The sequence below is a fragment of the Sphingobacteriales bacterium genome, from assembly GCA_016700115.1.
In the GTDB taxonomy this organism is placed as follows: Bacteria; Bacteroidota; Bacteroidia; order Chitinophagales; family UBA2359; genus UBA2359.
Window position 1 is genome coordinate 485690 of record CP064999.1, and the last position, 24672, is coordinate 510361.

At 40.0% G+C, this 24672-nt stretch carries 20 protein-coding genes; 7 read left to right on the forward strand and 13 right to left on the reverse strand.

The features are described 5' to 3' along the window. Positions 1-179: 179 nt before the first annotated feature. A complete protein-coding gene (locus tag IPM47_01785) occupies positions 180-773 on the forward strand; it encodes a hypothetical protein (protein ID QQS29709.1) in 594 nt (197 codons plus the stop codon). A 63-nt stretch (positions 774-836) separates the two neighbouring features. Then, positions 837-1337: a hypothetical protein gene (locus tag IPM47_01790; GenBank protein QQS29710.1), complete on the forward strand. Its 501-nt coding sequence runs from the start codon at positions 837-839 to the stop codon at positions 1335-1337. A 65-nt stretch (positions 1338-1402) separates the two neighbouring features. On the opposite strand, the gene IPM47_01795 is transcribed toward IPM47_01790, so the two are convergent. The 13 genes from IPM47_01795 to gldC all read right to left on the reverse strand — a co-directional run bounded on the left by IPM47_01795 (position 1403) and on the right by gldC (position 15214). Beyond that, complete coding sequence (locus IPM47_01795) at positions 1403-2071, reverse strand: cyclase family protein (GenBank protein ID QQS29711.1); 669 nt, start codon at positions 2069-2071, stop codon at positions 1403-1405. 65 nt (positions 2072-2136) lie between these two features. Continuing rightward, entirely contained in the window at positions 2137-2391 is a 255-nt protein-coding gene (locus tag IPM47_01800) for a hypothetical protein (GenBank protein QQS29712.1), read from the reverse strand. 152 nt (positions 2392-2543) lie between these two features. Further along, positions 2544-4964, reverse strand: coding sequence for a choice-of-anchor B family protein (locus IPM47_01805; GenBank protein QQS29713.1), 2421 nt, complete (start codon positions 4962-4964; stop codon positions 2544-2546). 335 nt (positions 4965-5299) lie between these two features. Then, on the reverse strand, positions 5300-6022 hold the full coding sequence (locus IPM47_01810) for a DoxX family protein (protein QQS29714.1): 723 nt from the start codon (positions 6020-6022) through the stop codon (positions 5300-5302). Between the two features lie 218 nt (positions 6023-6240). Then, positions 6241-7239 carry an HmuY family protein gene (locus tag IPM47_01815; GenBank protein ID QQS29715.1) on the reverse strand — a complete coding sequence of 333 codons (999 nt, stop codon included), beginning with the start codon at positions 7237-7239 and terminating at the stop codon, positions 6241-6243. Continuing rightward, the gene (locus IPM47_01820) at positions 7236-9320 is read right to left on the reverse strand and encodes a TonB-dependent receptor (GenBank protein QQS29716.1); all 2085 of its coding nucleotides are present in this window, start codon (positions 9318-9320) and stop codon (positions 7236-7238) included. The genes IPM47_01815 and IPM47_01820 overlap by 4 nt, the downstream gene beginning before the upstream one ends. A 24-nt stretch (positions 9321-9344) precedes the next feature. Beyond that, positions 9345-9917, reverse strand: coding sequence for a PepSY-associated TM helix domain-containing protein (locus IPM47_01825; protein ID QQS29717.1), 573 nt, complete (start codon positions 9915-9917; stop codon positions 9345-9347). Positions 9918-9923: 6 nt separating this feature from the next. Beyond that, positions 9924-10901: a cobalamin biosynthesis protein CbiX gene (locus IPM47_01830; protein QQS29718.1), complete on the reverse strand. Its 978-nt coding sequence runs from the start codon at positions 10899-10901 to the stop codon at positions 9924-9926. Positions 10902-10915: 14 nt separating this feature from the next. Further along, positions 10916-12169, reverse strand: a complete 1254-nt coding sequence (locus IPM47_01835) for a T9SS type A sorting domain-containing protein (protein ID QQS29719.1) — start codon at positions 12167-12169, stop codon at positions 10916-10918. A 111-nt stretch (positions 12170-12280) separates the two neighbouring features. Further along, on the reverse strand, positions 12281-13045 hold the full coding sequence (locus IPM47_01840) for a helix-turn-helix transcriptional regulator (protein ID QQS29720.1): 765 nt from the start codon (positions 13043-13045) through the stop codon (positions 12281-12283). 107 nt (positions 13046-13152) lie between these two features. Next, positions 13153-13725: a DinB family protein gene (locus IPM47_01845; protein QQS29721.1), complete on the reverse strand. Its 573-nt coding sequence runs from the start codon at positions 13723-13725 to the stop codon at positions 13153-13155. A 17-nt stretch (positions 13726-13742) separates the two neighbouring features. Continuing rightward, positions 13743-14792 carry an FAD:protein FMN transferase gene (locus IPM47_01850; protein QQS29722.1) on the reverse strand — a complete coding sequence of 350 codons (1050 nt, stop codon included), beginning with the start codon at positions 14790-14792 and terminating at the stop codon, positions 13743-13745. Positions 14793-14851: 59 nt separating this feature from the next. Beyond that, positions 14852-15214, reverse strand: coding sequence for a gliding motility protein GldC (gldC, locus tag IPM47_01855; protein ID QQS29723.1), 363 nt, complete (start codon positions 15212-15214; stop codon positions 14852-14854). A 267-nt stretch (positions 15215-15481) separates the two neighbouring features. Here gldC and IPM47_01860 point away from each other — a divergent pair, with 267 nt between their 5' ends. The 5 genes from IPM47_01860 (at position 15482) to dinD (ending at position 24671) form a co-directional block, all read left to right on the forward strand. Beyond that, positions 15482-17158 carry a S41 family peptidase gene (locus IPM47_01860; GenBank protein ID QQS29724.1) on the forward strand — a complete coding sequence of 559 codons (1677 nt, stop codon included), beginning with the start codon at positions 15482-15484 and terminating at the stop codon, positions 17156-17158. Positions 17159-18259: 1101 nt separating this feature from the next. Next, the gene (locus IPM47_01865) at positions 18260-19228 is read left to right on the forward strand and encodes a hypothetical protein (protein QQS29725.1); all 969 of its coding nucleotides are present in this window, start codon (positions 18260-18262) and stop codon (positions 19226-19228) included. Then, a complete protein-coding gene (locus IPM47_01870) occupies positions 19203-20045 on the forward strand; it encodes a hypothetical protein (protein ID QQS29726.1) in 843 nt (280 codons plus the stop codon). Before IPM47_01865 ends, IPM47_01870 begins: the two co-directional genes overlap by 26 nt. 679 nt (positions 20046-20724) lie before the next feature. Further along, positions 20725-23823, forward strand: a complete 3099-nt coding sequence (locus IPM47_01875) for a DEAD/DEAH box helicase family protein (protein ID QQS29727.1) — start codon at positions 20725-20727, stop codon at positions 23821-23823. Next, positions 23820-24671 carry a DNA damage-inducible protein D gene (gene dinD, locus IPM47_01880; GenBank protein ID QQS29728.1) on the forward strand — a complete coding sequence of 284 codons (852 nt, stop codon included), beginning with the start codon at positions 23820-23822 and terminating at the stop codon, positions 24669-24671. The genes IPM47_01875 and dinD overlap by 4 nt, the downstream gene beginning before the upstream one ends. Position 24672 lies beyond the last annotated feature (1 nt).

The window sequence follows — 24672 nt, forward strand, 5'->3', positions numbered from 1 at the left end:
AAAATCAACGCAACTCCTTGTAAACAAAGCATTCACAATCTGATTTAGTTTTTGTTTTGGGCAGGTAAACCTTGAAAAACGGCTCAATTTTGGTTCGTTTGCGGGTATGGCATGAGCATATCTTTGCATCATCACAAATCAAAAACAATTTTTAAAACTTTTCAAACTAACAAAACACAATGAAAACCAATTTCTTTTCTCTCGCCTCCGCAGTTGTTGTTCTTATTTGTTCTTTAGTATTTAACGCCAATATTCAGGCACAAGATTATGATTATGACTGGACTCAAACGCCGGAGTATCAACAAATGTATAACGACCTGATGAACAACGTAAACCAAACCTACGAAAACACCTACAACGAAAGAATGAGTGAAGCTGAAGCCATCATGGAGCAACAAAAAGAGAACGAACAACTTTACTACAATGAGTTGATGGAGATGGTCAACCAAAGCTACGAGGAAACCTATACCTATTGGATGGGCAGATATGAGGAAATCATCGCCAACGCCAACGCAAATGCCAAAGTTTTGGAAGCACAGTTAATCGCACACGGACAGGCTGTCTATGCTCAAGCCCTTGCAAATGGAATGAGCAATGTTGCCGCTCAAAAAATGGCGGTAAACACCATCGGAAATTTGGCAAGCACCAACAGCATCACCAACTCCTTTGGCAATAGCCTTACCATGAGTATTATGAACAATTTTCCGAACGGAAGCGGGGCATTGTATAAATATGCTGATGGCTCTGTAGGTAACTGGGCAACAAAATATTAAAATCAGCAACAGACAAATAGTCAATCAGATAAAATTAACAAACACATAAACCCACAAAAAATCATGAATACATCTTTGAAACTTCAAACCTTAGTTCTCTTTTTCCTATCCATCCTTTCGATAAGCGTATTTGCTCAACCTATGAGCATCAACGGCAAAAAAGGCAATGACAACACAGGCGATAACCTGATGCCGATGAGCATTAACAGTCCCAAAGCGAATGCCTTGTTTGGGTTTATACAAGCAGGAAATCAATCGGCACAGATTACTTTAAAAGTTGGTAAAAATACGATCCAGTTTCCGGGTATTGCAACAAAATACACTGCCGAAATTTCCGAGAACTTCCAACTTTATACTTTGGCCGATATGTTGAGGGATGATTTAAAAGCAGACATTACCCCTGTACCGGCCCCCGAAAATTACACCGACCCCGGTACTGCCAAATTTTTCGCGCTCTCTATTCCAACCTCTAACGGCACAGTAATAAAAGGTATTCTTGCCATAGGCATAACCGGTGATAATCCTTTTGTGAGAGTTCCAAGCCCTCTGCCTGCTTGGTTTTAATATAAGGTTGTTGTTCTTAATCATACATACCCCTGATTATTCATCGGGGGTATTTTTTATTTTGCCTACTTCTTAACCTTAGCCATTGCCCTGACCGGAAACGTTCCGACTCCTTTAAATTTCGGAGGAATGGCACTAAAAGTAAACCCTTCATCTGGCAATGAAGATAAATTGCACAAGTGTTCGACGATTAAAATTTCGGCACCTAAAAGTGCAGTATGAACAGGGCGGGTTCTGCCCAAAGTATTGTCAATATTATGAGAGTCAATCCCCACCAGCTTTACTCCTGCATCTCTTAAATATAAGGCTGCGGCTTCTGTCAAATACGGATGGTGTTCGTAATATTGTTCAGTATTCCAATGTTCATCCCAACCGGTATGGATTAAAACAGCCTTGTTAGTAAGACGGAGATTGAAAAAGCTTGATTCTGCAATTTCGAGAGATTGGGTATAAGGCACCCTGACGATGATTGCATCGAGATCAACCAAACGATTCAACGCTATTTCAGACAGGTCTTTACCATGCTCAAAACGATGAAACGGACAATCGAGATAAGTGCCGGTGTTTGACACCATTTCAATTTTTCCAATCTGAAAAGTTGTACCTTCTTCGTAAAAATCCTTCGACTTTTCTCTGCTCAGGTAATCACAGATAACCGGAGCCGGTAACCCTTTGTAGGTGATCAGCCCGTTTTCAATGGTATGGCTTAAGTCTATATAGGTTACTGTTTCCATTTTAGGGACTTCCGGTTTTTCGCTTTAAGTTCCCCTTTAGTTCTCCATCTGTTTGTCCTTACCAATCAGTTAATCACCTTTTGTTTGGCCTTAACTTTTATGGTATAGGAAGTAACGATTCCTCCTGTCAATCCGCTGATTAAAAAGTCTATAAAATTGAATCTGGTAACGACCTGACAGTTTCCATCACCGGGCGTATTGACATTAGTTCTTCCGATTGGCAAAATTCCCCAGAAAAGCCAGAGTTGTTTCCCTTTTGCATAGGTGTACTCCGTGCCTTTCATTTCTTTGTATTGGCCAACATTGGTTTTTGTGGTCATGCAGGATGAAAACATTGCCGTAAATACAAAAATCACTGCTAAACACCGGATTGTTTTTTTATAATCTGCATCATTTATAGTTTTAAAATAGTAAAAAAAGAACAGTGGAATAAGTCTGAAGGAAAGAAAAACAAATCGGAATCCGGTTTTATCTAATGCACCACAATGACCTTACCTTTTGCCACCTGAAGGCTGTTTTGCTCCAGAATATAAAAGTACAATCCGGGTTGCAGGGCATGATGTTGCAGGGTTAACTTGTTGTTATCAGATTCCTTAACAGGAATGGACATTAAGGTTTGCCCCTGAATATTGGTAATTCGCAAAAATGTCGGGGTATTTTGTTTAATCTGAAGATTGCTCAGCGTAAAGGTAGTGTAGCTGCTGAATGGATTAGGGTAAACGCTGACCATGGGTTTTACATTTTGCGGGATGTCAATAGAATTAGGCTCCGCCAAATCGGTTACCACAAAAACATCGGTAGCTGCTTCTACTACATGACCGCTTCCGGGAGCATCGGCAGTTTCAAATATCAAAACCATATTGGCAGTGGGAGTCATATAGTCGGATACATGCACCAAAGTTTGAGTCCAGTTATTGGCACTACTGCTTGCAGATAGGTCTTCAAGTTCAACGGTATTGATGCCGTTTGAAAGTGAAATAATGAGATGGTCGTTTGGTGCACCGGAACCTCCGGCATTTGCAAACCAACGGTAATAACTGATTTGAGGATCTCCGTAACCGGTCAGGTCAAAAACCGGAGAGGTCAGTCTGGTGAAGCCATCATCTACATCATCTGCTCCAACGCTGTTATCGGTTGAGTTTCCGGTAACATAGCAGGCATCGCTGATATCGCCCTCAAGATCAAAATTTGGATTCATAGGCTCTCCGCCGGTAGAAGTTCCGTTGGGTTCGCCTCTTTCCCAAATTCCTCTTGGAGCATCTCCCGTAACCGTCCATCCGAAATCTAAAGCAAAGTCGTCATAATATCCCTGGGGCAACTGTATGACTAATTCACCGGTTTCCACACTCATAAACTGGCTTCCGGTTTGTTGGGTGATATATCCCCATTTTCCGGCTATGACATTATAATCGGCACTAAAAATATTATTGATGGCAAATTGTCCGCTTGTGTTGGTAGTTGTGTTGAAAGACACATCCTCGTTGGCAAGCAAAACGGTGGCATTGGCAATAGGGTTTCCGTTTTCTGCATCAACCACCATGCCGGTAAAATTAAACTGTGGCAATGCTTCTAAGGCTGCATTGAGCGATAAAGTTTCGCCATTGGTAAGTGTTACAGTATATGTAACCGACTGGTAGCCGGGATAAGAAAATGTAATAGTATAGGTTCCGCTTGCGGAAACCCCGGTTTGGTAAATGCCTGAAAAGCCGGTAACAACTGCCGAAGAAGGGACTTCGGTGATGGTAACTTCAGCATTTGCAATTGCTGCTCCTGTCGTGGCATCGGTAACTGAGCCGTTCAGATAAGCTGCCTGAACATAATTGGGTTGAAGCACAACCAACCCTTCTTCCATATCGGATGCAATGATTAAACCCGAAGGGAGATAAGGATAAACTCCCCAGCATCCGTTAAATCCGTTTCCTGAAATAGTTGGAGCAGTATCGTAGTTTGCTACCAGAATCACAGAATTAGGGTTCGTGGCATCGTGAATGGTTACGCCATCCCGATAATAGGCGGTTACTAAAAAGTTGCCAACAGTATAGACGTTGTGCGGAATACTTCCGGTATTGGGAGTAGTCCGTACACGGTGCAATTCTTGGATATCGCTCAAATCTGAAACATCGTAAGTCGTGATATAAGAGGCTGTTACCTCGTCTGTGGTAAAGATTTTGGTACCGTCGTCGCTTAGCGCGCAGTTATGCGTAAAATTATTGGGTGTGGGAAACGAAGCCATAACAACAGGATTAGACCGGTCGGTAATATTGACTACAGATAAAACACCGTCATAAATTTCGGCTGTCCACATCGTATCATTTCTTACAAAACCGTCATGAACATAACGGGTATCGTAAATGCCTACAATTGGCGGATTTTCGGGGTCGGCGTTCAGGTCAACAATGACGGCATCTTCGTTAGAACCCCACAAATAGGCATATCCTTTTTCGTCTGTTGAAATAGTATGTATGGTTTGAATGTCCACTGAGTAATTCGGATCATTGACCCCTGTCCAAAACCAGCTATCAACCGTTTGAGGCAGGTTGCTAAGGTCAATAATCTGAAGCCCTTCCTCTGTTTCGTTGGTGATATAGGCATAATGTCCCCAAGTTTTCACCTCTCTCCAAATTCCTTCAGGGCCGGGAACAAAGGCCACTTCAACCGGTGCGGCAGGGTTTTGCAGGCTGACAATTGAAGTTCCGTTAAAAACACCAACAACTGCATATTCAATCCCGGATTCTGCATCAACATATCCCCAAAGATTACTCAATTGCTCGCTATACGGCAACTGACCAACTAAAGTTAAACTCGATTGTGCGGTAAGTGAAATAAAATGTATAAAAAAGGACAAAACTATTGCTATTACTCCGGATATGCCGGATTGCAAAAGAGACTTCATAAGGTTGCAGTTTTTTATGTAAATAAGGAATAGAAAACAAAGCAACAAAGTTAATGCTTTATTCTTTGTGTATCCTTTTAGCCTCTAATAAAGGACTGCAATCTTTAAATAACGACTTTATTTTTACATTTCAGCTTGGTTTTTGCCACGAATGCCCTAAATTTTCAGGGTTTACCTCCATTCAGTATTAATTGGAATGAAAAGAGACCGGGCTTTGTATTGTTTTCAATCAGTATAAAACAATCAAACATCAAGAATACCGGTCAATGTAAATAATACTTTTTAATAAGGTTCTGAATGTTTTTCAAAACACAAAGCTGCAATATTGTTTTTAATCAAGGGTGCTCAACGGGTGCTGATTTGTAGGCTTCCAAACATTGGTAAAGCGGTTGGTTATCTTTATGAATACAATCGCAAAAACGGTTACAGGCCATAGGTTTTTCTTTGTGTTTACACTGATTGTTACAACCGGTGATTGTATTTCTTGGAACAAGCTCATAAATATTGGTAACTGTAAACCCTACAGTCAAAACAGTTGCCAAAACTCCTGCAAAAAAATATTTTGGAAACCGGTTGCTCAAATGTTTGTAGGGAGGCATTTCTACAAAACCTTGCACTTGTTTAAAGGGTAAAATAAATTTTAGTTTGTGGTAGTCCCAACAAAGCAGATATAAGTTTGCCAATACCATTAAAGGAGAACTCAGGAGCGAACCTTCAAAACGGACAGACAGCGATAGAATGAAAATATTAAAAATAATGGGGAAATAAAGTACTGCCCCGAGGGTAGCTGTTCGTGGGATTAGCAAAAAAATGGCGGCTGTGAGTTGCAATATCCCGATAAAAGTGTAGTAATAGCCGGTACGGAACAACGCATCCAAATAGTTTCCCATCGGATGAACGGCAGAAAGGTCGGTAAACCGTTCGCCAAGAATTTTGACCATCCCCGAAGGAATAAACCCTGCCGCCAATGTAATTCGGTTAAACAATGCAAAAAACCAAAGCCATCGGTTTTCTCTCGCTTTGTAATGTAGTTGGTCGAGTTTGGAACTGATATTCATAGTTAATTTTTAAAAACAAATACAAAGTCCAGCAACATCCCCCTGAAAGTTTATCAGAATAGCTTGTTAAAAGGAAATTTGTTGACGCAAAAACAGCCCTCCATGTTGCATTTCAATTTTTTGAACCTGCAAATTATTTACCCCCTCTACGATAAGCATTGGCGTTTTTTAGAGCGCATTGCATCCATGACACTAAAGCAAGTTGGAAACAGTTTCGCCTACAACTCCTGAACTTCCCATTTGGGAGTTCCTTTTAAACCCGATGTATTGTAAAAATCTATAAAATGGAGTTTAAAGTAAAAACCCTCTTTGTTTTTGATGATGTAGTTCAGGTTGGGATTGGTTGAATAAGTATCGTTGACAAATGTTTTCCATTCATAGCCTATCGTGTTGATGTCGGAAGACAAGGCAATATTAGCTATATCCTGATAAGTAATTTCTGAAAACAGACGAACAGAATCTTGGGTTGCATAGGTTTGGGTTCGGTTTAACAGGCAACCGGTTACTAAATAAGGGGTAAAAGGGTCATAAAAAATGTGGAGGTATTGGGTAAAACATAAGTCCCAGTTTTCTTTTGGCGGCTCTACCTCCACAATTTGACCACCGTTGGAAAGGCTCAGAAACGTAAAATTGTAAAGACTGTCTTTTTCAACCTGAAACTGGGTTTCGTTCGAGCCGTTAAGGTTTGCAAATCTGAAGGTATAACCGGTTTCATTCACACTTAGGAATTGAATTTTGCGAAATCCCTGATGCAATCCGGTATGGCTATACCCCCGGTCGAGGATATAAACTTCGTTTTTTTCTTTCCAGTTGCCGATTGCCGTGCTGTCGAGGTTGCCGTTAGGGTTATCCCAATTTTTGTTGAACTCAAACCCGAGTGTGTCGGAAACCGATTCAAAATCGGTAATTCCGGTATTGCGTGCAAACATGGCTTTAGAGGTGTTGAGTATAATGCGGTAACCGGTTTTCGAGGTTTCAAAGCCCAAATCCCAATCGGTTTTTAGGTTTTGAGCGATAATCGTGTTGGTTTTTAAATCATAAAAAATCTGATACCTGTAATCTGCACCCATTTCTACGGATGAGGTAACTACTTCACCTGCATTGTGTTGTGGAACCGGAAGTTCTTCTTTTTGGCAACCGGAAAACCATAAAATAAGAGCGATGCAATACCACCCGACAACAATTCTTTTAAAAATGACAGGAACTTCTATTTTCATTCTTTGGTATGCAGGTTAAAGTCGAGTTTTACAAAATAAGTTCTTCCCATAGCCAAAGGGATGGAATTATTGGCCGATGAATGTGCATTTCCTTCGGCAATACCGGATATGTTTTTGACATCGAACAGGTTTTTGCTTCCAACAGTCAGATTTATATGTTGCTTCCATATTCTTTTGGAAACTGATATATCCGCCATTTGGTAGTCACGGATATTCGTTTTTACAATTTCATCATCGGACGAAAGTCCAAATGAGGGGAGGATTCCGGTGTATTTGTAATACAATGAAAAGACCATTCCGGTTTTTTCCCAGTTGTATATCATATTGCACCGGGCTTCGGGCGAAAAAGCAAATTTGCCGGTATTGTAATTTTCTGAAAGCTGATTATACCTTCCGATATATGCACCCCCTGCATTGAGGGTAAGATTTTTCCACTTAAATTCAGATTGCAACTGTATGCCAAGGGTTTGAAACTTTGTCAAGTTGAAATAGGTGTATTCTATTTCATTTTTTTGAGCCAGCGTAATCAGGTTGTCAATATAATTGTAAAACAAGCTGAGATCGGCTTTGACATTGAGTGTATTGATTTGCTTTAACAAACTCATATTGTAGCTCAGGTTATGCGAATATTCCGCTTTAAGCGCTTCATTCCCTGTGATGTTATGGTTAATGTCAACAAAAAAGAAATAGAGCTCTTTAAGTGCCGGTGCTCTGAAACCTCTTGCATAAGACAAGCGCATGGCAAAAGACTGGAAAGGTTGAAATTTGAAATTGACCGAGGGTACCAACGGGGCTTTATATGCCGTATTGTAGAGGATTCGAAGTCCGGGACGAATAACGATGTCGGGATATAGTTTATATTCAACACTGCCAAAAACAGCATAGTCGCCGATAATTTTTTTGCCGTTTTTAACCCTTAGCCCTGTGCCTGTTTCGAGTTTAATGTCGTAACCTGCTTCAAAATTTAGTTTAGAAGCAGGATTGGCAGAACTGAGACTTGCCCTCGAAACGATGTTGTTAAAAATGGTAGTATCCTGGTCTCCTGAGTTGAGGCTTAAAGTTTCGGACAAAGAAGTCAGATCTTTAAAAAATGTGCTTTTGATGCGTTTAAAATGAGTATGTGCGACCAGAATATTGGTAAAAAAATGTTGGCCAAGTTGTCCGGTAAGGTTTAATGAGTTTCCGAAACGGCGGGTTTTATAATAATCATCGAAGGCATTTTCACCATAAGGTGCACGGGGTAACCCCCGATTGATCACATTTTCTGAAAAGTAGTCTGATGTAAATCCCAACTTGAGTTGTCTGAAATACTGTCCGGCATAGAAAGTGCCAAAATATTGCTCTTTAGGTTTCCAGTCATCATATCTTGAAGAATCGGCCAATTGTGGTTTTTCTATATAAAAAGGCTGCTCGGTAGTTTGCCATCCGTCAAAAAAATTTCTTCCTCCGCTCAAAGAAATAATGGTATTCTTTTTTCTGTAACCTAACCTTGCAGTCGTGTTATACTGGCCGGTACTTTCGTAATAGGCGTTCAAATCGGTGGAGAAAGTTTGTTTTTGTGTTTTATTAGTAATGATATTGATGGTTCCTGCGAGTGCATCGGTACCATAATTTACCGAAAGAGGGCCTTCGACAATTTCTATCCGTTCCACATTGTTCAGGTTAATCTGAGAAAGGTCAATGTTTCCGTTCATGCGGCCGGTAACGGGAACTCCATCCATCAGAATTTTTACATTCTGCCCCGAAATGCCCTGCATACTCATACTGCTTCCTAAAATATTATCCTGAGAAAGTCGCAAATTCAGTTCGTTCGAAAAAACATCTCTAAGGTTTTGAGCCCCCATGGTTTGTATTTTTTCTTTGCCGATAATGTTTACTTTGTGAACTGATTTTTCCGGAATTCCGGGAGCATACTGTGCCGTAATAACCACCGAATCGAGCTGATGAACGGTATTGTTGATTTGTGCGGATGCTATATTTCCAAAACCCGTAAACATGGAAGTCCAAAAGGAAAAAACAACAACTTGCCGCAATATTTTAAATCTGACCATGCCGGTCAAATGGGTTAAAAATGTTGCCATGAAATAGCTTTTTGAAGGGTTACATTATAGCAATGACTGAATAATTAGGGCGATAAAAGGCGGAATAAATCCGGCGGCAATCAGCCACTTGCCTCGTCCCGAAATTCCGTACTTGCCTTTCAGAATAAAAAGGCCGGTAATATTGATGACAATTAAGAGTACGGCGAAAATGTCGGATGCCCATTTCCATCCTTTCAAACTATTTCGATGCAACACATTGGATTGGTAAATAAGCGGACGTTTCGACACCTGTTCATAGATCGCATTGTTTTGAGACAGGTAAATATGAAGAGAGGCATCGCGGTAGTAAATTTTCACCTGATCCTGAGTCGGAAAATCAAACACTTTGTAATTTGTTTCACCGACCAATTTTCCGAACCTGTTGATTACCTCCTGATTGATTTCCTCCTTCGTATAGGACTTATCCAACTCAATGTTCTTTTTGGTCAGGATAAAATCCGGATTCCAGTCATCCACATGATTGAGTGCAATTCCGGAAATACAATAAATCAAAATCAACGTAGAAAAAAAGTAGCCCAGGTCGCGATGGGTCGCAATATTGAGCCGCCTTATTCTTTTTAAATTCCAACTCGGCATTGGTACTTAGATATTTTGGTCGGTTTTTATTTTTTTCAGATATTCGTCAGTAATATCAATCACCCATTGCTCTACATGGGCATCGGGTAAAATAGCATCGGGTTTGTACATCACCTTTTCTTTACTGTCTTGTACTTTTTCAATACCTCCCCCGATGATTTCTATCTGAAAATATTCATCATGTGCCACTAAAACCGGAATAACGACGGCCTTTTGTTTTTTGGTTAACACCTGATTGACGGCTGTTGTGGTTTTTCCCGGATCATAGTGCGCAATATGTCCGCACCAACCATAGGCATATTCCGTCAAACCAACTTGCTGTTTGATGTATTCGGCAACATTTACAAAAAGTTCTCCCCATTCTTTGTCATAGGTTTCGTCTCCATAACCAATTAAAACCAACCCTTCGTTTTCAGGATTTTCGGATAATTGTTGCACCCTTCTCAGGACATTTTTTTTCAGAATGTCGGTAAAATCCAGATTGGGGGTGATATAGGGTTTTGCTTTGGGGGTATATCGTTCAATTTTTTCAATCTTTAGCGTTTCCAATGAAAGGGGATCTTCTTTTTGCCCGATTATGGTCGGAATGTCGTCAAAAGTATGCGGGCTGACGGTAAGAAAAACAGGAACAATCACGATGTCGGTAAACCCCTCGGCATCAAATTCTTTGAGCCTTGTTGCAATGGAAGGCTCTGTATATTCCATGTGTGCCGTCTTAATGCCCTGAAAATCATCATCTTCAAGCACTCTTTCTTTCACGCTTGATTCCAATTCCATCAGGGCATTGCGCCAGGTTTCTGAATGAGAGCCATGATTGACTAACAGGACTCCGATTTTTTGTTCTGAAACTTCGGGTTTGGAATCGCTGCTCTGAACTGTTGATTGACAGGCGTTAAAAAACAGGAAACACAAAGCCAATATCGTCAAAACAATACTTCCTGAAAGGAGATTTCCAAATTTATAGCGGTTGGTTGTTGAAGTCATAGCTGAAATTATATTTATTGGATGATTAACTTTTGATGGGCAACATTCCCGTCAATAAACAGCGATACAATATAAGTTCCCGGGCTCAGGGGTGGAAGTTCGGGTTGGTGAACCTTCAGTCCTGAAGTTGTGGGCAAAGATTCAGAATAGGCTGTTTTACCGGCAATGTCGGTGATTGTCAGTCGGGCAGATGTTGTGTTTTGTTCTAAGTTGTAAACCAGAGTAACTTGTTGTGCCGGTGCAGGGTTTGGGTAAACCACCAAAGAGGCGATAGATTTTCCGGTATTGTTTTCATAAATACTAACTGAACTCAACCGTTCTTTTGTAAAAATAAAATTGCCGTTTGCACTGCCTCCAAAACCTGTAAAAATCAGTTTCCAAATATCATCGCTCTTGTCTTTTACAAAATAGATGAGAGAGTCCGCAATTTCAAATCCGGTTCCTCCAAACGTTTTCCAGTCATACCCTATTTCATTGATTTGGCTCACAAAGCTATGTGCCTGCCAATCGTTGTAATCGTTTGTGTTCCCAATATTAGATGCCTCTGCCACCGCAACCTCTTTGTTGGAAAGTACCCCTGTAACGGTGTATGGATCTGGAATAAAAGCTGTATATTGGCTGAAAAGCAAGTCCCAGCTATCCGAAACAGGCTCACGGTCAAAGGACAGGTTGTCCTGAAAAGAATAATAGGCAAAGTTTTTATTGTTAAACTGACTTTTTACAATCTGAGCCAAAACTTCTGAGCTTCCGTCTAAGTTGGCATGTCTGAAATTAAAAGCCCCTCCGGACAAACTTTCAATCCATAGCTTTTTAAAGCTTCCGTCAGAAAGCTGGATAACATATAAAGAATCGCCGGACACAATATGTGTAACGGTACTATAATATCCCCAGCCAAGATCAAATTCATTGTTGAGGTCGGCATGTTGTTCAAATGCTCCCATTGCCCAGGATGTATCAGAATTCCAAAGGCTCTCCCAACTATAAAGACCTACGGTATCCAGTGTTTCCCATCCCGAAATGTCTTCATTCGGATATTTCCAAAGAGTGGTTCCTGTAATAGAATTGATACGAATGGAGGAGCCAAAAGACGAAACATCAAAAGCAAGATCCCAGTTGTTTTTTGGGGCTGAACCCTGTTCGTCATTGGACAAAGAATACCAAAGTTGATTGGCATATCCTGCTCCAAGAGAAACCGTATCTGTAACAGTTTGTGCTTGTCCGGATAAAGCAATAAACAAGCAAAAAATCAGAAGTATTGTTTTTTTCACCGCGAACCTTTTTTGTTAAAATAATTTTGCAAAGGTCTGATGTGGCAAAAAATAACTTCTTCTTAAAAAAGGAAAAACTGTAACTGAAACGGGAAAACTTTCCGGAAGCTATTAACCAAAAGATTTGGGTAGTTCGCTCGGAAAAACACCGGTATGTTTTTTAAATGCCGAGCTAAAGTTGCTGATGCTCGAAAATCCGATTTTGTCGGCAACCTGCGAAACGGTTAGTTCTGTTGTTGAAAGCAACAACCTGGCTTTCATCATTCGTTGTTCCTGAACAAAATCGTAAATGGTAGTACCAAAAACCTCTTTAAATCCTTTTTTTAAATAGCATTGATTGATACCCACCTCCAACGAAAGTTCGGGAATGGTCAGTGGATTGCTCAATCGGCTTAGTATAATTTCTTTTGCTTTTTGAATCTTTTCTTTCTCGGCCGGGTTCATCAAAAATTTACAGGCAACACAAGAGCTTACCGGCTGAATAATTTCTTTTTGAAAACACAGCAACAGCCCAAGTGCTTTACTCTCCAAAAACATGCTCCGGTAAGCCCCTTCCAGTTTACTATGGATGATATCATGCAAAATCATCTGTTTATTACAACACAATTCCTGTTCTTCGTAGTTGTAAAAACCTTGAAAATAGTTTTCGGAATAAAGGGAAAAATAATTATTCAGATATTGCGAGGGGAAGTGAAATTTGACATGATAATACACCGGTTTGCCGGCTAATTCAGTTAGATTTTCGGCTTCCGGATAACAAAAACTCAAGGTGATGTTGTTGTTGTCATCTTTGGTAATAATAGCCTTGCTTTCACCATTTGTGCTTGTGGTTTTTATCGAAAAAGTCAACCCTTTATTAATGGCATATTCCTTCATAACAGCACAAAGGTATTATTTAGAATTAGTCTAAACAACGCCGATGCTAAAAATTTGTTTCAAAACAAATCAAATTGTCAAACCGGCATAACCTTTACCCCATTTTTTTAAACCGGATTGACCGGAAACTCCGGTGACTGCATTACCCTGATGGCTTGATTCAGGTGTCTTTGCTCGTGTAAAACCAAAAGAATCAGGCAGTCCTTTAAAGAATAAGTAACGAAACCTGAAGCGGGAGAGGTCATTTTCAGGCTTTCGTGGTTTGATACGGACTTCAAAGCCTGATAATGGTTGATAAGCTCTTGTTGGGTATGTTCAAAATCGGTGAGAACAGTTTCGGGAAGGTTGCTTTTTGACGGAACAAACTTTGAGGGTGCCTTTAGTCGGGGTTTGGAATCGGGGTGAACGCTTTTAAGCAATATTTTCCCAAACAAACCGGGTAGAAAAGGGATTTTACCCCAGAAATTGTCAAAAGGGATTTGTTTTGCCATCCGCTCAAATTCAGGAAAATAGGTTTTGTTTGAAACTGACAAATGGTCTAAACATTGAGCAATGCTCCATCTGTTTGGAGCGGGTTTCCAGTTCAACTGTTCCGGGGTTAAGTGCCCGAAATTCTCCTTTACCCGAAGGGTTACTTCGTTTAAAAGATTGGTGAGAGAGTCTGTGTAATGAATATCCATAAACCGGATTGGTTTGGTTAATTATTCCGGTCTTCTTTCAAAACTTCAACTCCCTGAGTAACAAAGGTTTGCAGTTCACCCTTTTCATTGCTAAAAATAAACAAAGCATCCAACGAAGCATCCTTCTCAACGTATGCGCGCGCTTTTTCATAACCCATCACCATAAAGGCTGTGGCATAAGCGTCGGCAGTCATACAATCGGAAGTAAAAACGCTGGCACTCAGCAGGTTGGACAATTTGGGGTAGCCTGTTTTTGGGTCTATGGTATGGGCATACTTTACCCCGTCTTTTTCGTAAAATTTGCGGTAATTGCCCGAAGTTGCGATGGATGAATTTTTTAACCGCACAATTTCCTGCACCTCTCTTTTTGTGGCATTTTCAACCGGTTTGTCAATACCAACAGTCCATGCTTTTTGCTGTGTATTAACGCCTCTTGCGCGAAGTTCCCCGCCAATGTCCACCAGATAATTTGAAATTTTTTGATCTTCCAAAAACAAACCGATGACATCTACACCATATCCCTTAGCAATAGCGCTGAAATCCAATTGTGTATTGGCAACTGTTTTTACAATTCGATAGGGATTGTCCAATAACGCAAATGAAGAAAAATTGACCAATTTCAACAACGAGTCCACCTCTAAACTATCCGCAGGTAAAGGCTTTTTTTGATACCCAAAACCCCAGGCATTGACCAATGGCATCACACTCGGGTCAAAAGCCCCCCCTGTTTTCCGGTGCACTTCTGCCGATGTGATAAATACCACCGCGAAAAACTCATCAACCGGAATGGTATCACCGGCATTAGCCTGATTGACCTTAGAAATTAACGAGGTTGGGATATAGGTAGAAACCGAATTATTAAAAGCAAGCAGCAAGGAGTCGATCTGTTTCTGATAGTTCACCTGACCTTGTTCCGAAATGTAACTGATTTCGTAATAAGTGCCCATGGTCTCCCCTCTGAATTTGACCAAAGTCGCCTCGGGTTTGCAGGCAGAAAACAACATAAAAAGTAAAAACAAGGGGATTAAATATTGCTGTTTCAAACCCGGAATGTTCTCAAGAATCATAACACAAAAGTGATAAATTGAATAAAAGGAAACGACAAAGATTTACACTGAATTGGTACTTACTTTTTTTCAGGAAACAATTTCAAATCTTTGGCAAAACTTTGGGCAAACTCGGCCATTTTTTTACTCTGTTCTGCATTACCGGTTGCTTTTTTAAAAGTATCTGCCATTGTTACAAGGGTTTGGAAAAAAAAGTGATTCATTTCGTTGACCTCCATCTTATTGGTCCATAAGTCAATGCGAAGGGTGTTTTTGGTTTCACCATCCCAAACAGAAATAAGCATGGCTTTGCAGGCTTTATTTTCGTTAAATGTGCTGTCGTCTGCTTTCCAATGCAACTCAACGGGTATGTTTTTTTCGTCTAAGCTGACTTGAAATTTTATCTCCGATACTTTTGCTATTTTTTCATCTGTCTTACTCATATCAAGGTCGAATAAAGGTTAATTGAACCGGATGGTCTTAAAAATTAAGGGTAAAGGTAGTTACTTTTGAACTTTCTGTCAGATTGCTGTTAAAAATGTAGGAGAGACACAAAAAAATATAAGAATAGATTTGATAGTAGTAGAACTCGCATTACTTTTATACCTTACAATCTAATACTGCCTCTGATTTTTTTACTCCGGTTATACCCGGTTGGGAATTTTTCACCTTCGTTTTTTTAATTGTTCAGTTCTGAAACTACCCTTTATATGTATTCGAAACTTTACACTTCCGTCCATCCTCCAATTCTTCATACAGCATTTTGGGTTTTTTGTTTGTTGTTGTTGGCCAACCCTGCCGGTGTTTATGCGCAAAAAAACGAAGAAATCAACCCCGATTGGTCAGTGGCAGCCAAAAAAATAGAAAACCTGCTTCGAAAATTAGAACAGGAATACATGGAACCTGTGGATTTTGAAAAAGCCGCAGAAAACGCCATTAACGGAATTTTAAAAGATCTCGATCCTCATTCGGTCTATATTCCGGCAGAAGAATATGACGACATTAACGAACCTTTGGTGGGTAATTTTGAAGGAATAGGGATTAAGTTTGAAAAACTTCGCGATACCATTTTTGTGTTGACCACCACTGAAAACGGACCCTCGGCAAAAGCCGGACTTCAAAGCGGCGATAAAATCATAGCGGTCAACAACAAAGTCATTGCAGGGGTGGGCATTACAGATGAAGAAATCAGCCGTTTGTTGCGGGGTCCCCGAAACAGCGAATTGCAGGTTGCCGTAAAAAGACAAGGCAGCAAAGAGTTGTTGGATTATAAAGTTGTGCGCGACAAAATCACCATTCCCAGCGTTGAAGCCGGCTATATGGCAACTCCAACCATTGCCTATATTAAAGTGAGCCGTTTTTCGTCAAACACCATGCGAGAGTTCACCAAAAAACTCAAGGCCTTGAAAAAAGAAGGCATGGAATCGCTCATCCTCGATCTGCGAAACAACGGCGGAGGATATTTTTCGATGGCCGTTGACATGGCAGACGAATTTCTGAACCACAAACAACAAATCGTTTACACCGAAGGCGAAAACTATCCGAAAAAATCCTACGATGCCTCTTCGAGAGGTAATTTTGAACAGGGGAGATTAGTAATTTTAATCAACGAAAACAGCGCTTCGGCAAGCGAAATCGTTTCGGGTGCCATTCAGGATTGGGATCGCGGAATTATTATCGGACAACGTTCTTTTGGCAAAGGGTTGGTTCAAAAACCCTTTATGTTTTCAGACAGTTCTTATATCCGGCTGACTATTGCCCACTATTATACGCCAACCGGACGCTCTATTCAAAAACCCTACGACAAAGGAAAGGACGATTATTACAAAGACCTCGATAAGCGGTATGAAAACGGCGAAATGACCGGAAGCATTTCACAACCCGAACATCATGACTCCTTGAAATACCTGACCAAATTGCAAAACAGAGTGGTTTATGGCGGCGGTGGAATTACTCCCGATATCTATGTGCCCTTAGATACCACCTATCGAACCGCTTATTACAAAGAATTGGTCAACAAAGGAATCTTAAACCTGTTTTTGGTCGGCAATATGGATTTGCACCGTCAAACCATTCTGTCAAACTATCCGACAGAAAAGGATTTTGAAACCGCTTTTGAAACCCCCGACACCCTGTTGCAAGAACTCAAAGATTTTGCACAACTTCAACAGCTTCCCCCAGACGAAGCAGGCTTTGAGGCAGCCAAAAATCAGGTGAAACTCAGAATAAAATCGTTTTTTGCCAAATACCTCTACTCCGATGAGTTGAACCAAAAAGTGCTGAACCGCGACAACGAAACCTATCTCAAAGCCTTGCAGGTTTTAGAAACCGATTATTTTTGGAACCATTTGTCCGATGTTTCTAAAAACAAAGACCACCAACCCTAAGTATCCATGCCGGGGTTCTTATCGCAAAACAATCTCCTGTTTGCCCATCTTTACCCCCTCCTTCGGTTTTCCGGCTCCGCCTGTTCTAACCCTCTGCACTTTTCCGGTCAAAATTTCGGGAAATAATGCATTTAGAAAGGATTTTTATTGACTTTTTACAAGTTTTAATTGACATTTTAGGGGCTTAAATCTCAATTTTAAAAACTTCTATTGTAATTTTAAAAGTTTCCATTGCAATTTTAAAAGTTTCAATTATAATTTTAGAAGTTCAAACTGCAATTTTAGAAGCTTAAATTGCGATTTGTAAAGTTTTAATTGCAATTCTAAAGGTTTTAATTGCAATTCTAAAGGTTTTAATTGCAATTCTAAAGGTTTTAATTGCAATTTTACTCCTTAAAATGTCAATTGAAAAGATTAAAATTGACATTTTAGAAGTTTTAATTGAAATGTTTTTCACCTCATTTTTGGCACTTTTTTAAACAATCTGCCCCCCACCCCCTCAAAAAGAAGCAAGGGTCGTTGATTTTCGACCAAAGCCCCCCCCCTTTGGATATATGGTGGGCATTTTTGAAGGGAGGGCATTAAACCTTTTTTTCGTGTTCCGGTAGTTTTTTAAAAACCGGAGCTGGTTTTTTGATTAATGATTGGGAGAACTTCCTTCATCAAAATATTCATCGGTGCTTGAAGGGATTGTGTGATTGCTCAGGGTGTTTTACGGATAAATTCAAAGTATCTGATAAATACGCTCTTTAGAGTTTGAGACTCAACCTCCAATTTTACAAATCAAGATGATCTAAAAAGCATCAATAACCCGCACTTCGGGTTATCGGCTTTGATGCTGTTCTCCAAACAGATTGTTTACATCTGCCGGCGGGAAGTTTCTTGAAGGTATGGCATGAAATAAAATTATGCTATTTTTATCACGGCTTAAAATATTAGTGTATTTTTGTTTTTTCAAAGGCTGTCCTTTGCGGTAAGCGGAGAACCTGTGCCGTCCTAAATTAAGTTGATAAGAAATTGTGCTTATGAAATGCTTGTTCACGTTTTTTCCTTGTTCATGTTCCGTGAACATCGTATATTTGTGAACAAAAACAAATTAAAATGGAACAAGAGATTGTATATACAGCATTGGAGGCATTGTATCAAACCACCGGCATTCATGCATATTTTAAGCCAAAAAAAACTTTGGATGGCGGTTTGGAAATAGTCTTGAATGGGCATAAGTATGAGTTTACCATAGAAGTAAAACGGGAATTAAGAACTCATCAACTACAACAGGTCGAGGAGTATTTTCATCGTTATGATAACTTTTTACTTATTGCCAACCGTATTTTCCCAAAAATTAAAGAGGAATTTAGGTATAAAGGAATCCCCTATATAGAGGCTAATGGAAATATTTTCTTGAAAAAGGAAGGACTCTTTCTATTTGTTGATACCCAAAAAACATTAGATATAGAAAAAGGAAAAGGAAACAGGGCTTTTACCAAAACCGGGTTGAAAGTAGTGTTTTATTTATTGCAACACAAAGATGCTATCCATCTGCCACAACGGGAATTGGCTAATTTGACAAATGTAGCCTTGGGAAATATTCCACAGGTGATAGAAGGGTTGAAAGAGACCGGTTATCTTATTCCCTTGAACAACAAAACCTATGTATGGGAAAACAGAAAAGCTCTGCTGAATAGGTGGATAGCAGAATATGCCACAGTTTTGCGACCTAAATTGGTAAAAGAAAGATATACACTTAAAGAGAATTGGAATGAATTAGCATTAGATAACCATAAAACAGTATGGGGCGGTGAGCCGGCAGCAGATATATTGACTAACCATTTACGTCCTGAAAAGTTTTTGATTTACACTACAGAAAATCGAATGGATTTGATTAGAAACTACAAGTTAATACCGGATAAAAATGGAGAGGTGGAAGTATTGGAAATGTTTTGGAAGAACAAAATAGAAAAAACAGCCCCCAAACTGTTGGTGTATGCTGATTTGATTTTGGAAGGAGGCAAACGAAATAAAGAAACAGCCGAAAAAATTTATCATGAGTACATCGGGTCAAACCTATAAGGAATTAGCTATACCCTACTTCAAAGAATCATTCGATTGTATTGATGAAGTAATGAAGAAGTTAAACATTCCCTATTATTTAATTGGTGTAAGTGCTATTGCCTTAGAATTACTGAAGGAAGGAATAAATCCAAGCAGAGGTACCAAGGATATTGATTTTGCTGTATTGGTTTCAAGCTTTACGGAATATGAACAAATAACTACTGAATTAGAAGCAAAGGGGTTCAAGAAAGTAAATGCTCCTTGGACTTTTTACTCCGATACGTTTAAGATTGCCATTGATTTGTTGCCCTTTGGCGAAATAGAAAATGAATATACAGATAATTTCAATAAGCGATACACCGATTTGCATGTATTAGGCTTCCGTGAAGTAATGGAGGAAGCCATCCCTGTATATATAGAGGAGAAAATTGCCAACATACCTACACTTTCCGGCATGGTAATTTTAAAATTGATAGCATGGAGCGACCGCCCGGAAGAACGCGAAAATGACCTTTCGGATATTTTAAAAATAATTCAACACTACTACCGCTTGAAGTGGGATGAAATTGTAGAAAAACATTATGACATCTTGGACAAAGACCCAATAGACCAGTTGCAGATTGCCGCAGAAGTATTGGGGAGAAATTCCAAAATGTATCTGCAAAAGTCCGAAGCCATATCAGCAAGGGTATTGAAAGTGTTAGAAACCAACTTGGAAGATGCTACAAAATCAGCCATTGCCAAAGAATGGGCAAGAAAATTAGATACAAATATTGAGTATGCATTTGAACTACTCCATAGATTTCAAAAAGGAATAATACTTAAGGAAGATTAAAAACGCAGTCGGGTAACACGGGTATCTGTTGCACAACTACTCCAAAACCACTAAATACCCGGTATTCAAGAAAGTTACTTTAAAATTAAAAGCTTCTGCTGATTTGTAATCTACCCAATATTGACAAATAAGGATAATCTACATAAGCATCAATAAACCGCACAGGGTCATCGGCACCGATGCTACTCTCCAAACAGATTGTTTACATCTGCCGGCGGGAGGTTTCTTGAAGGTATGGCATGAAATAAAATTATGCTATTTTTATCACGGCTTAGAATTTTATTGTATTTTTGTTACGGTATTTTTCACAGGCTGTCGTTGCCGGTAAGCGTATGACGACCCTGCAACCATGAAACAGATGACTAAATATTGAAAATTAACACAACGACAAACCATTTTGACAGGCGACCAACATACAGACCATATTTCAAACGGACAGCGGGTAAGCCGACATTCATTGCCCTACCCTTCTGTATCTTTATTTTTTCCTACCGCACATTTTTTTTATTCAATTTTATGCCGACCCGCAAACTTCAAATTGGCTTTAGACTCAACCGTACAAGCCAACCCTTCAGACAAAAGCCAAAGATACATTTCTGCCAACCCCCTATAAAACGACACCAAATAACAAGTTAAATTTACAGTTATAGGAAATCTTAATTTTTGAAATAATAAAAACATGAATTCGGATAACCCGATATTAAATAGTCCTTATGATGAACCGCTGCTGCACTATGCGACAGATGCGGACGGATCATTGAATTATCAGGACATCAGACAAGACAGACGGATTTTCACTCCCGACATACAGGTTATGCCGACAAAGCAAGGCCCGCAATCTTCAATTTTTGAAGTGAACGACTTCGCCGCAGAATATGGCGAACACCTTATCAATCTTTGTCGCAAAGAAGTTGGCAAGTGGAGAGCAGAGAAATATCCCAACACGACAAGAGTAACAAAGGAACTTTTGTTGTTTTGGTTTGAAAACCCTGAACGGCACGCAGTAAAAAAATTATTCTTTGCACAACGTGAAGCCATTGAAACAGCCATTTGGATGAATGAAGTGGCCGGAAAATCAAATGCCGGACAAAACATTCTGAACATTATACGCAACGGACAAAAAACGGTAAGCCATAATCCAGAAGACCAATTGCCACGGCTTGCTTTTAAAATGGCAACAGGAACAGGCAAAACCGTTGTAATGGGTTGTTTAATACTGTATCACTATTTCAACCGACAGGAATACAAAAGCGATACCCGTTTTGCAGACTATTTTTTAATCGTTGCACCGGGTGTTACCATTAAAGACCGTTTGGGAGTTTTGTTTGTGGACACCAAAAACAAACAGAACAAAGAAGACTACTATTTCCAAAGGGGCTTGGTGCCACAAAGTTCGGAACACCGATTGGAGAACCTGAATGCAAGATTGGTCATCACCAACTACCATACATTTGAACCTAAAAGTCTGCAAGGCAACAAGAGAAGCCCGTTTGATGGAAAGTTGAATGCAGAAGGAAAAAAGCAGGAAGCAAAGGAAGATTACTCACAAGTCATTCGCAGAATTTTAGGCAAATTCAAAAAAGACAGCCGGCTGTTAATTTTGAATGATGAAGCCCATCACTGCTACTTGCCAAAATCATCCGGGAAAACAGAAGACAATGAAGAAGCAGACGAAAATGAAAGAGCAGCCGTTTGGTTTACGGGGCTGAAAGAAATTTCACTTCGCTATAAACTTCAATGCGTTTACGACCTTTCGGCAACACCTTACTATTTGAAAGGTTCGGGCTATACACCATATAGTTTATTCCCTTGGGTGGTTTCTGATTTTGGATTGATTGAAGCCATAGAAAGCGGTTTGGTTAAAATTCCATTCCTGCCCGAAAGCGACAATACACAAGAAATCACCCAAGCCAAATTGCGCGACATTTACGACCATGTAAAAGATGAATTACCACGCAAAGGACAACGCAAGAAAAAATCTGAAGCAAAAGAAGAAGGCACAACGCTGAAAGAAGCACCCCCAAAACTGCCGGCATTGGTAAAAGGTGCATTAGACCAGTTTTACAATCATTACAAAGATTATTTTGACGGGCAGCGAAAGCAGAATGAAGAAAAACGAAATCTGTTTTCTGCACCGCCTGTTTTTATTGTGGTTTGCAACAACACTTCTGTTTCAAAAGAAGTGTATAAATACATTGCAGGTTATGAATTTGAAAATGAAAACGGTGAATTGGTAACCGTTTCAGGAGCAAAAGACCTGTTCAGCAATTACGACTCTGTTACCCAAAAAGCATTGAAACGTCCGCCAACTTTGTTGATTGACAGTGATGCACTGGAAAACAGCGATCAGGTGAATGATGATTTCAAAAAGATTTTTGCGTCTGAAATAGAAGAATTCAAAAGAGATTATGCCCGGATTCACGGACAAGGAAGTGCCGAACTGATTACCGATGCTCAAATTTTGCGTGAAGTAGTAAACACCGTTGGCAAGCAAGGAAAATTAGGTGCTCATATTCGTTGTGTAGTTTCCGTTTCCATGCTCACCGAAGGTTGGGATGCCAATACCGTAACCCACATCATGGGTATTCGCAAATTCGGTTCTCAATTGCTTTGTGAACAGGTGGCCGGTCGTGCCTTACGCAGAATGAATTACTTTTTACAGGGGTATGATAAAGAAGGGAATCCCACCAACGACAAACGAAAAACTGTGGTGGAGAAATTCCCGCCTGAATATGCTCACATCATTGGCGTTCCTTTCAAATTGTTCAAAGGCGGCAAATCGGTTCAGCCGCCACAACCTGTTGATCTTAAGCACATTTATGCCCTGCCCGAAAGGCAGGAAAAACACGAAATCACCTTCCCAAATGTGGTGGGTTATCGGGTTGAAAGTGCAGGAAATGAATTGAAATATGATTACAGCAAAGTTGAAAACTTTGAGGTAGTGTGTTCCGATTTTCCTTTACAAACTACAATGGGTTCTGCATTTCTACCCAAAGAAGAAAAACTGAAAGTGCAAAGTGTATTTGAAAAAAGGAAACAGGAAATCATATATCTGCTCACCAAAGAATTGATTAATTACCATTTTAGTGATGACGACCAAAACCCAAAGTTTCAATACTTCGGCAAGCTGAAAGAAATTATAGGATACTGGTATGACCACAAAGTGGTGCTGATTGGAGAAAAAGACGAGAAGTATAAAAAGCTACTCTATTTCAACGAGCCGAAAATTATGGCAGACCATATTCGCAGGGGCATCAATCCACACATTAACACGGCCGAGTTTATTCGTCCTGTTTTCAACTACTACAACAAGTTCAGCAGCACCAGATATGTGAATGGCAATACCACCAAAAATGTTTACGCCACAGAAAAAAGCCATGTAAACTATGTGGTTGCCGACACAGAAACCTGGGAACAAATTGCGGCCAAAACTTTGGAAGAATTGCCATACGTAGAAAGCTATGTGAAAAATGCTTTTCTCGGTTTTGTTATTCCTTATGTGAAAGAAGGCAGGGACAAACAGTATTTTCCCGATTTTTTAGTTCGCATTAACACTAAGCACCGGCCACTAACCACTAAAATCTTAATCATTGAAATTACAGGCATGAGCAAGGACAAGGAAGAAAAGAAATGGTTTGTAGAAAACCGTTGGCTGCCTGCAGTAAACGCAATGAAAGACAAATACGAATATCCCGAATGGCATTTTATTGAAATTGCCAACGACATCAGAAACATTAAAAACCAGTTGATTGAAAAAATCCAAAGCATCTGTTCATGAAAAAAGAATTGATACAACAGCTTTTCGAAAGGTTTGAGCAGGCCTGTTACCTTTTTCAGGGAATTGAGTGCTGGAGCGCCAGGGAACTGCAGGTTATCTTCGGATATACCGAATGGAGAAATTTTCAGAAAGTAATTGAAAAAGCAAGAGCCGCATGCCAGGGTAGCGGAATACCGGTATCTGACCATTTTGTTGAAATCAACAAAATGGTGGAAATAGGCAGCGGAACAAAAAGAGAAATTGAAGATGTAGCCCTGACCCGCTATGCCTGTTACCTGATAGCCCAGAATGGCGACCCCGGCAAAAACGAAGTGGCGTTTGCACAAACCTACTTTGCCGTTCAAACCCGCAAACAGGAAATTATCGAACAGCGTTTGCTGGATATTGCCAGGGTGTCTGCAAGGGAGAAACTCAGCAAAAGTGAAAAGAAATTATCAGGTATTATCTATGAACGGGGAGTAGATGAGCGGGGCTTTGCCATCATCCGCAGTAAAGGCGACCAGGCGTTATTTGGCGGTTTTAGTACCAACGATATGAAACGAAAGTTGGCTATACCCGATAACCGGCCCCTGGCCGACTTCCTGCCTACACTGACTATAAAAGCAAAAGATTTTGCCACCGAACTCACAAGCCACAATACGATTGAAAAAGATTTGAAAGGCGAACAGCAGATTTCGGTTGAGCATGTGGAGAACAATAAAGCAGTTAGAAAAATGCTGCTTGAACGGGGTGTAAAGCCCGAAAACCTCCCATTGGCCGAGGATATTAAAAAACTACAGCGCAAACTTCAGGGTGATGAAAAAAATGTACTGAAAGAAGCCAAATTCAACAATGGCAAAAAGAAATAAC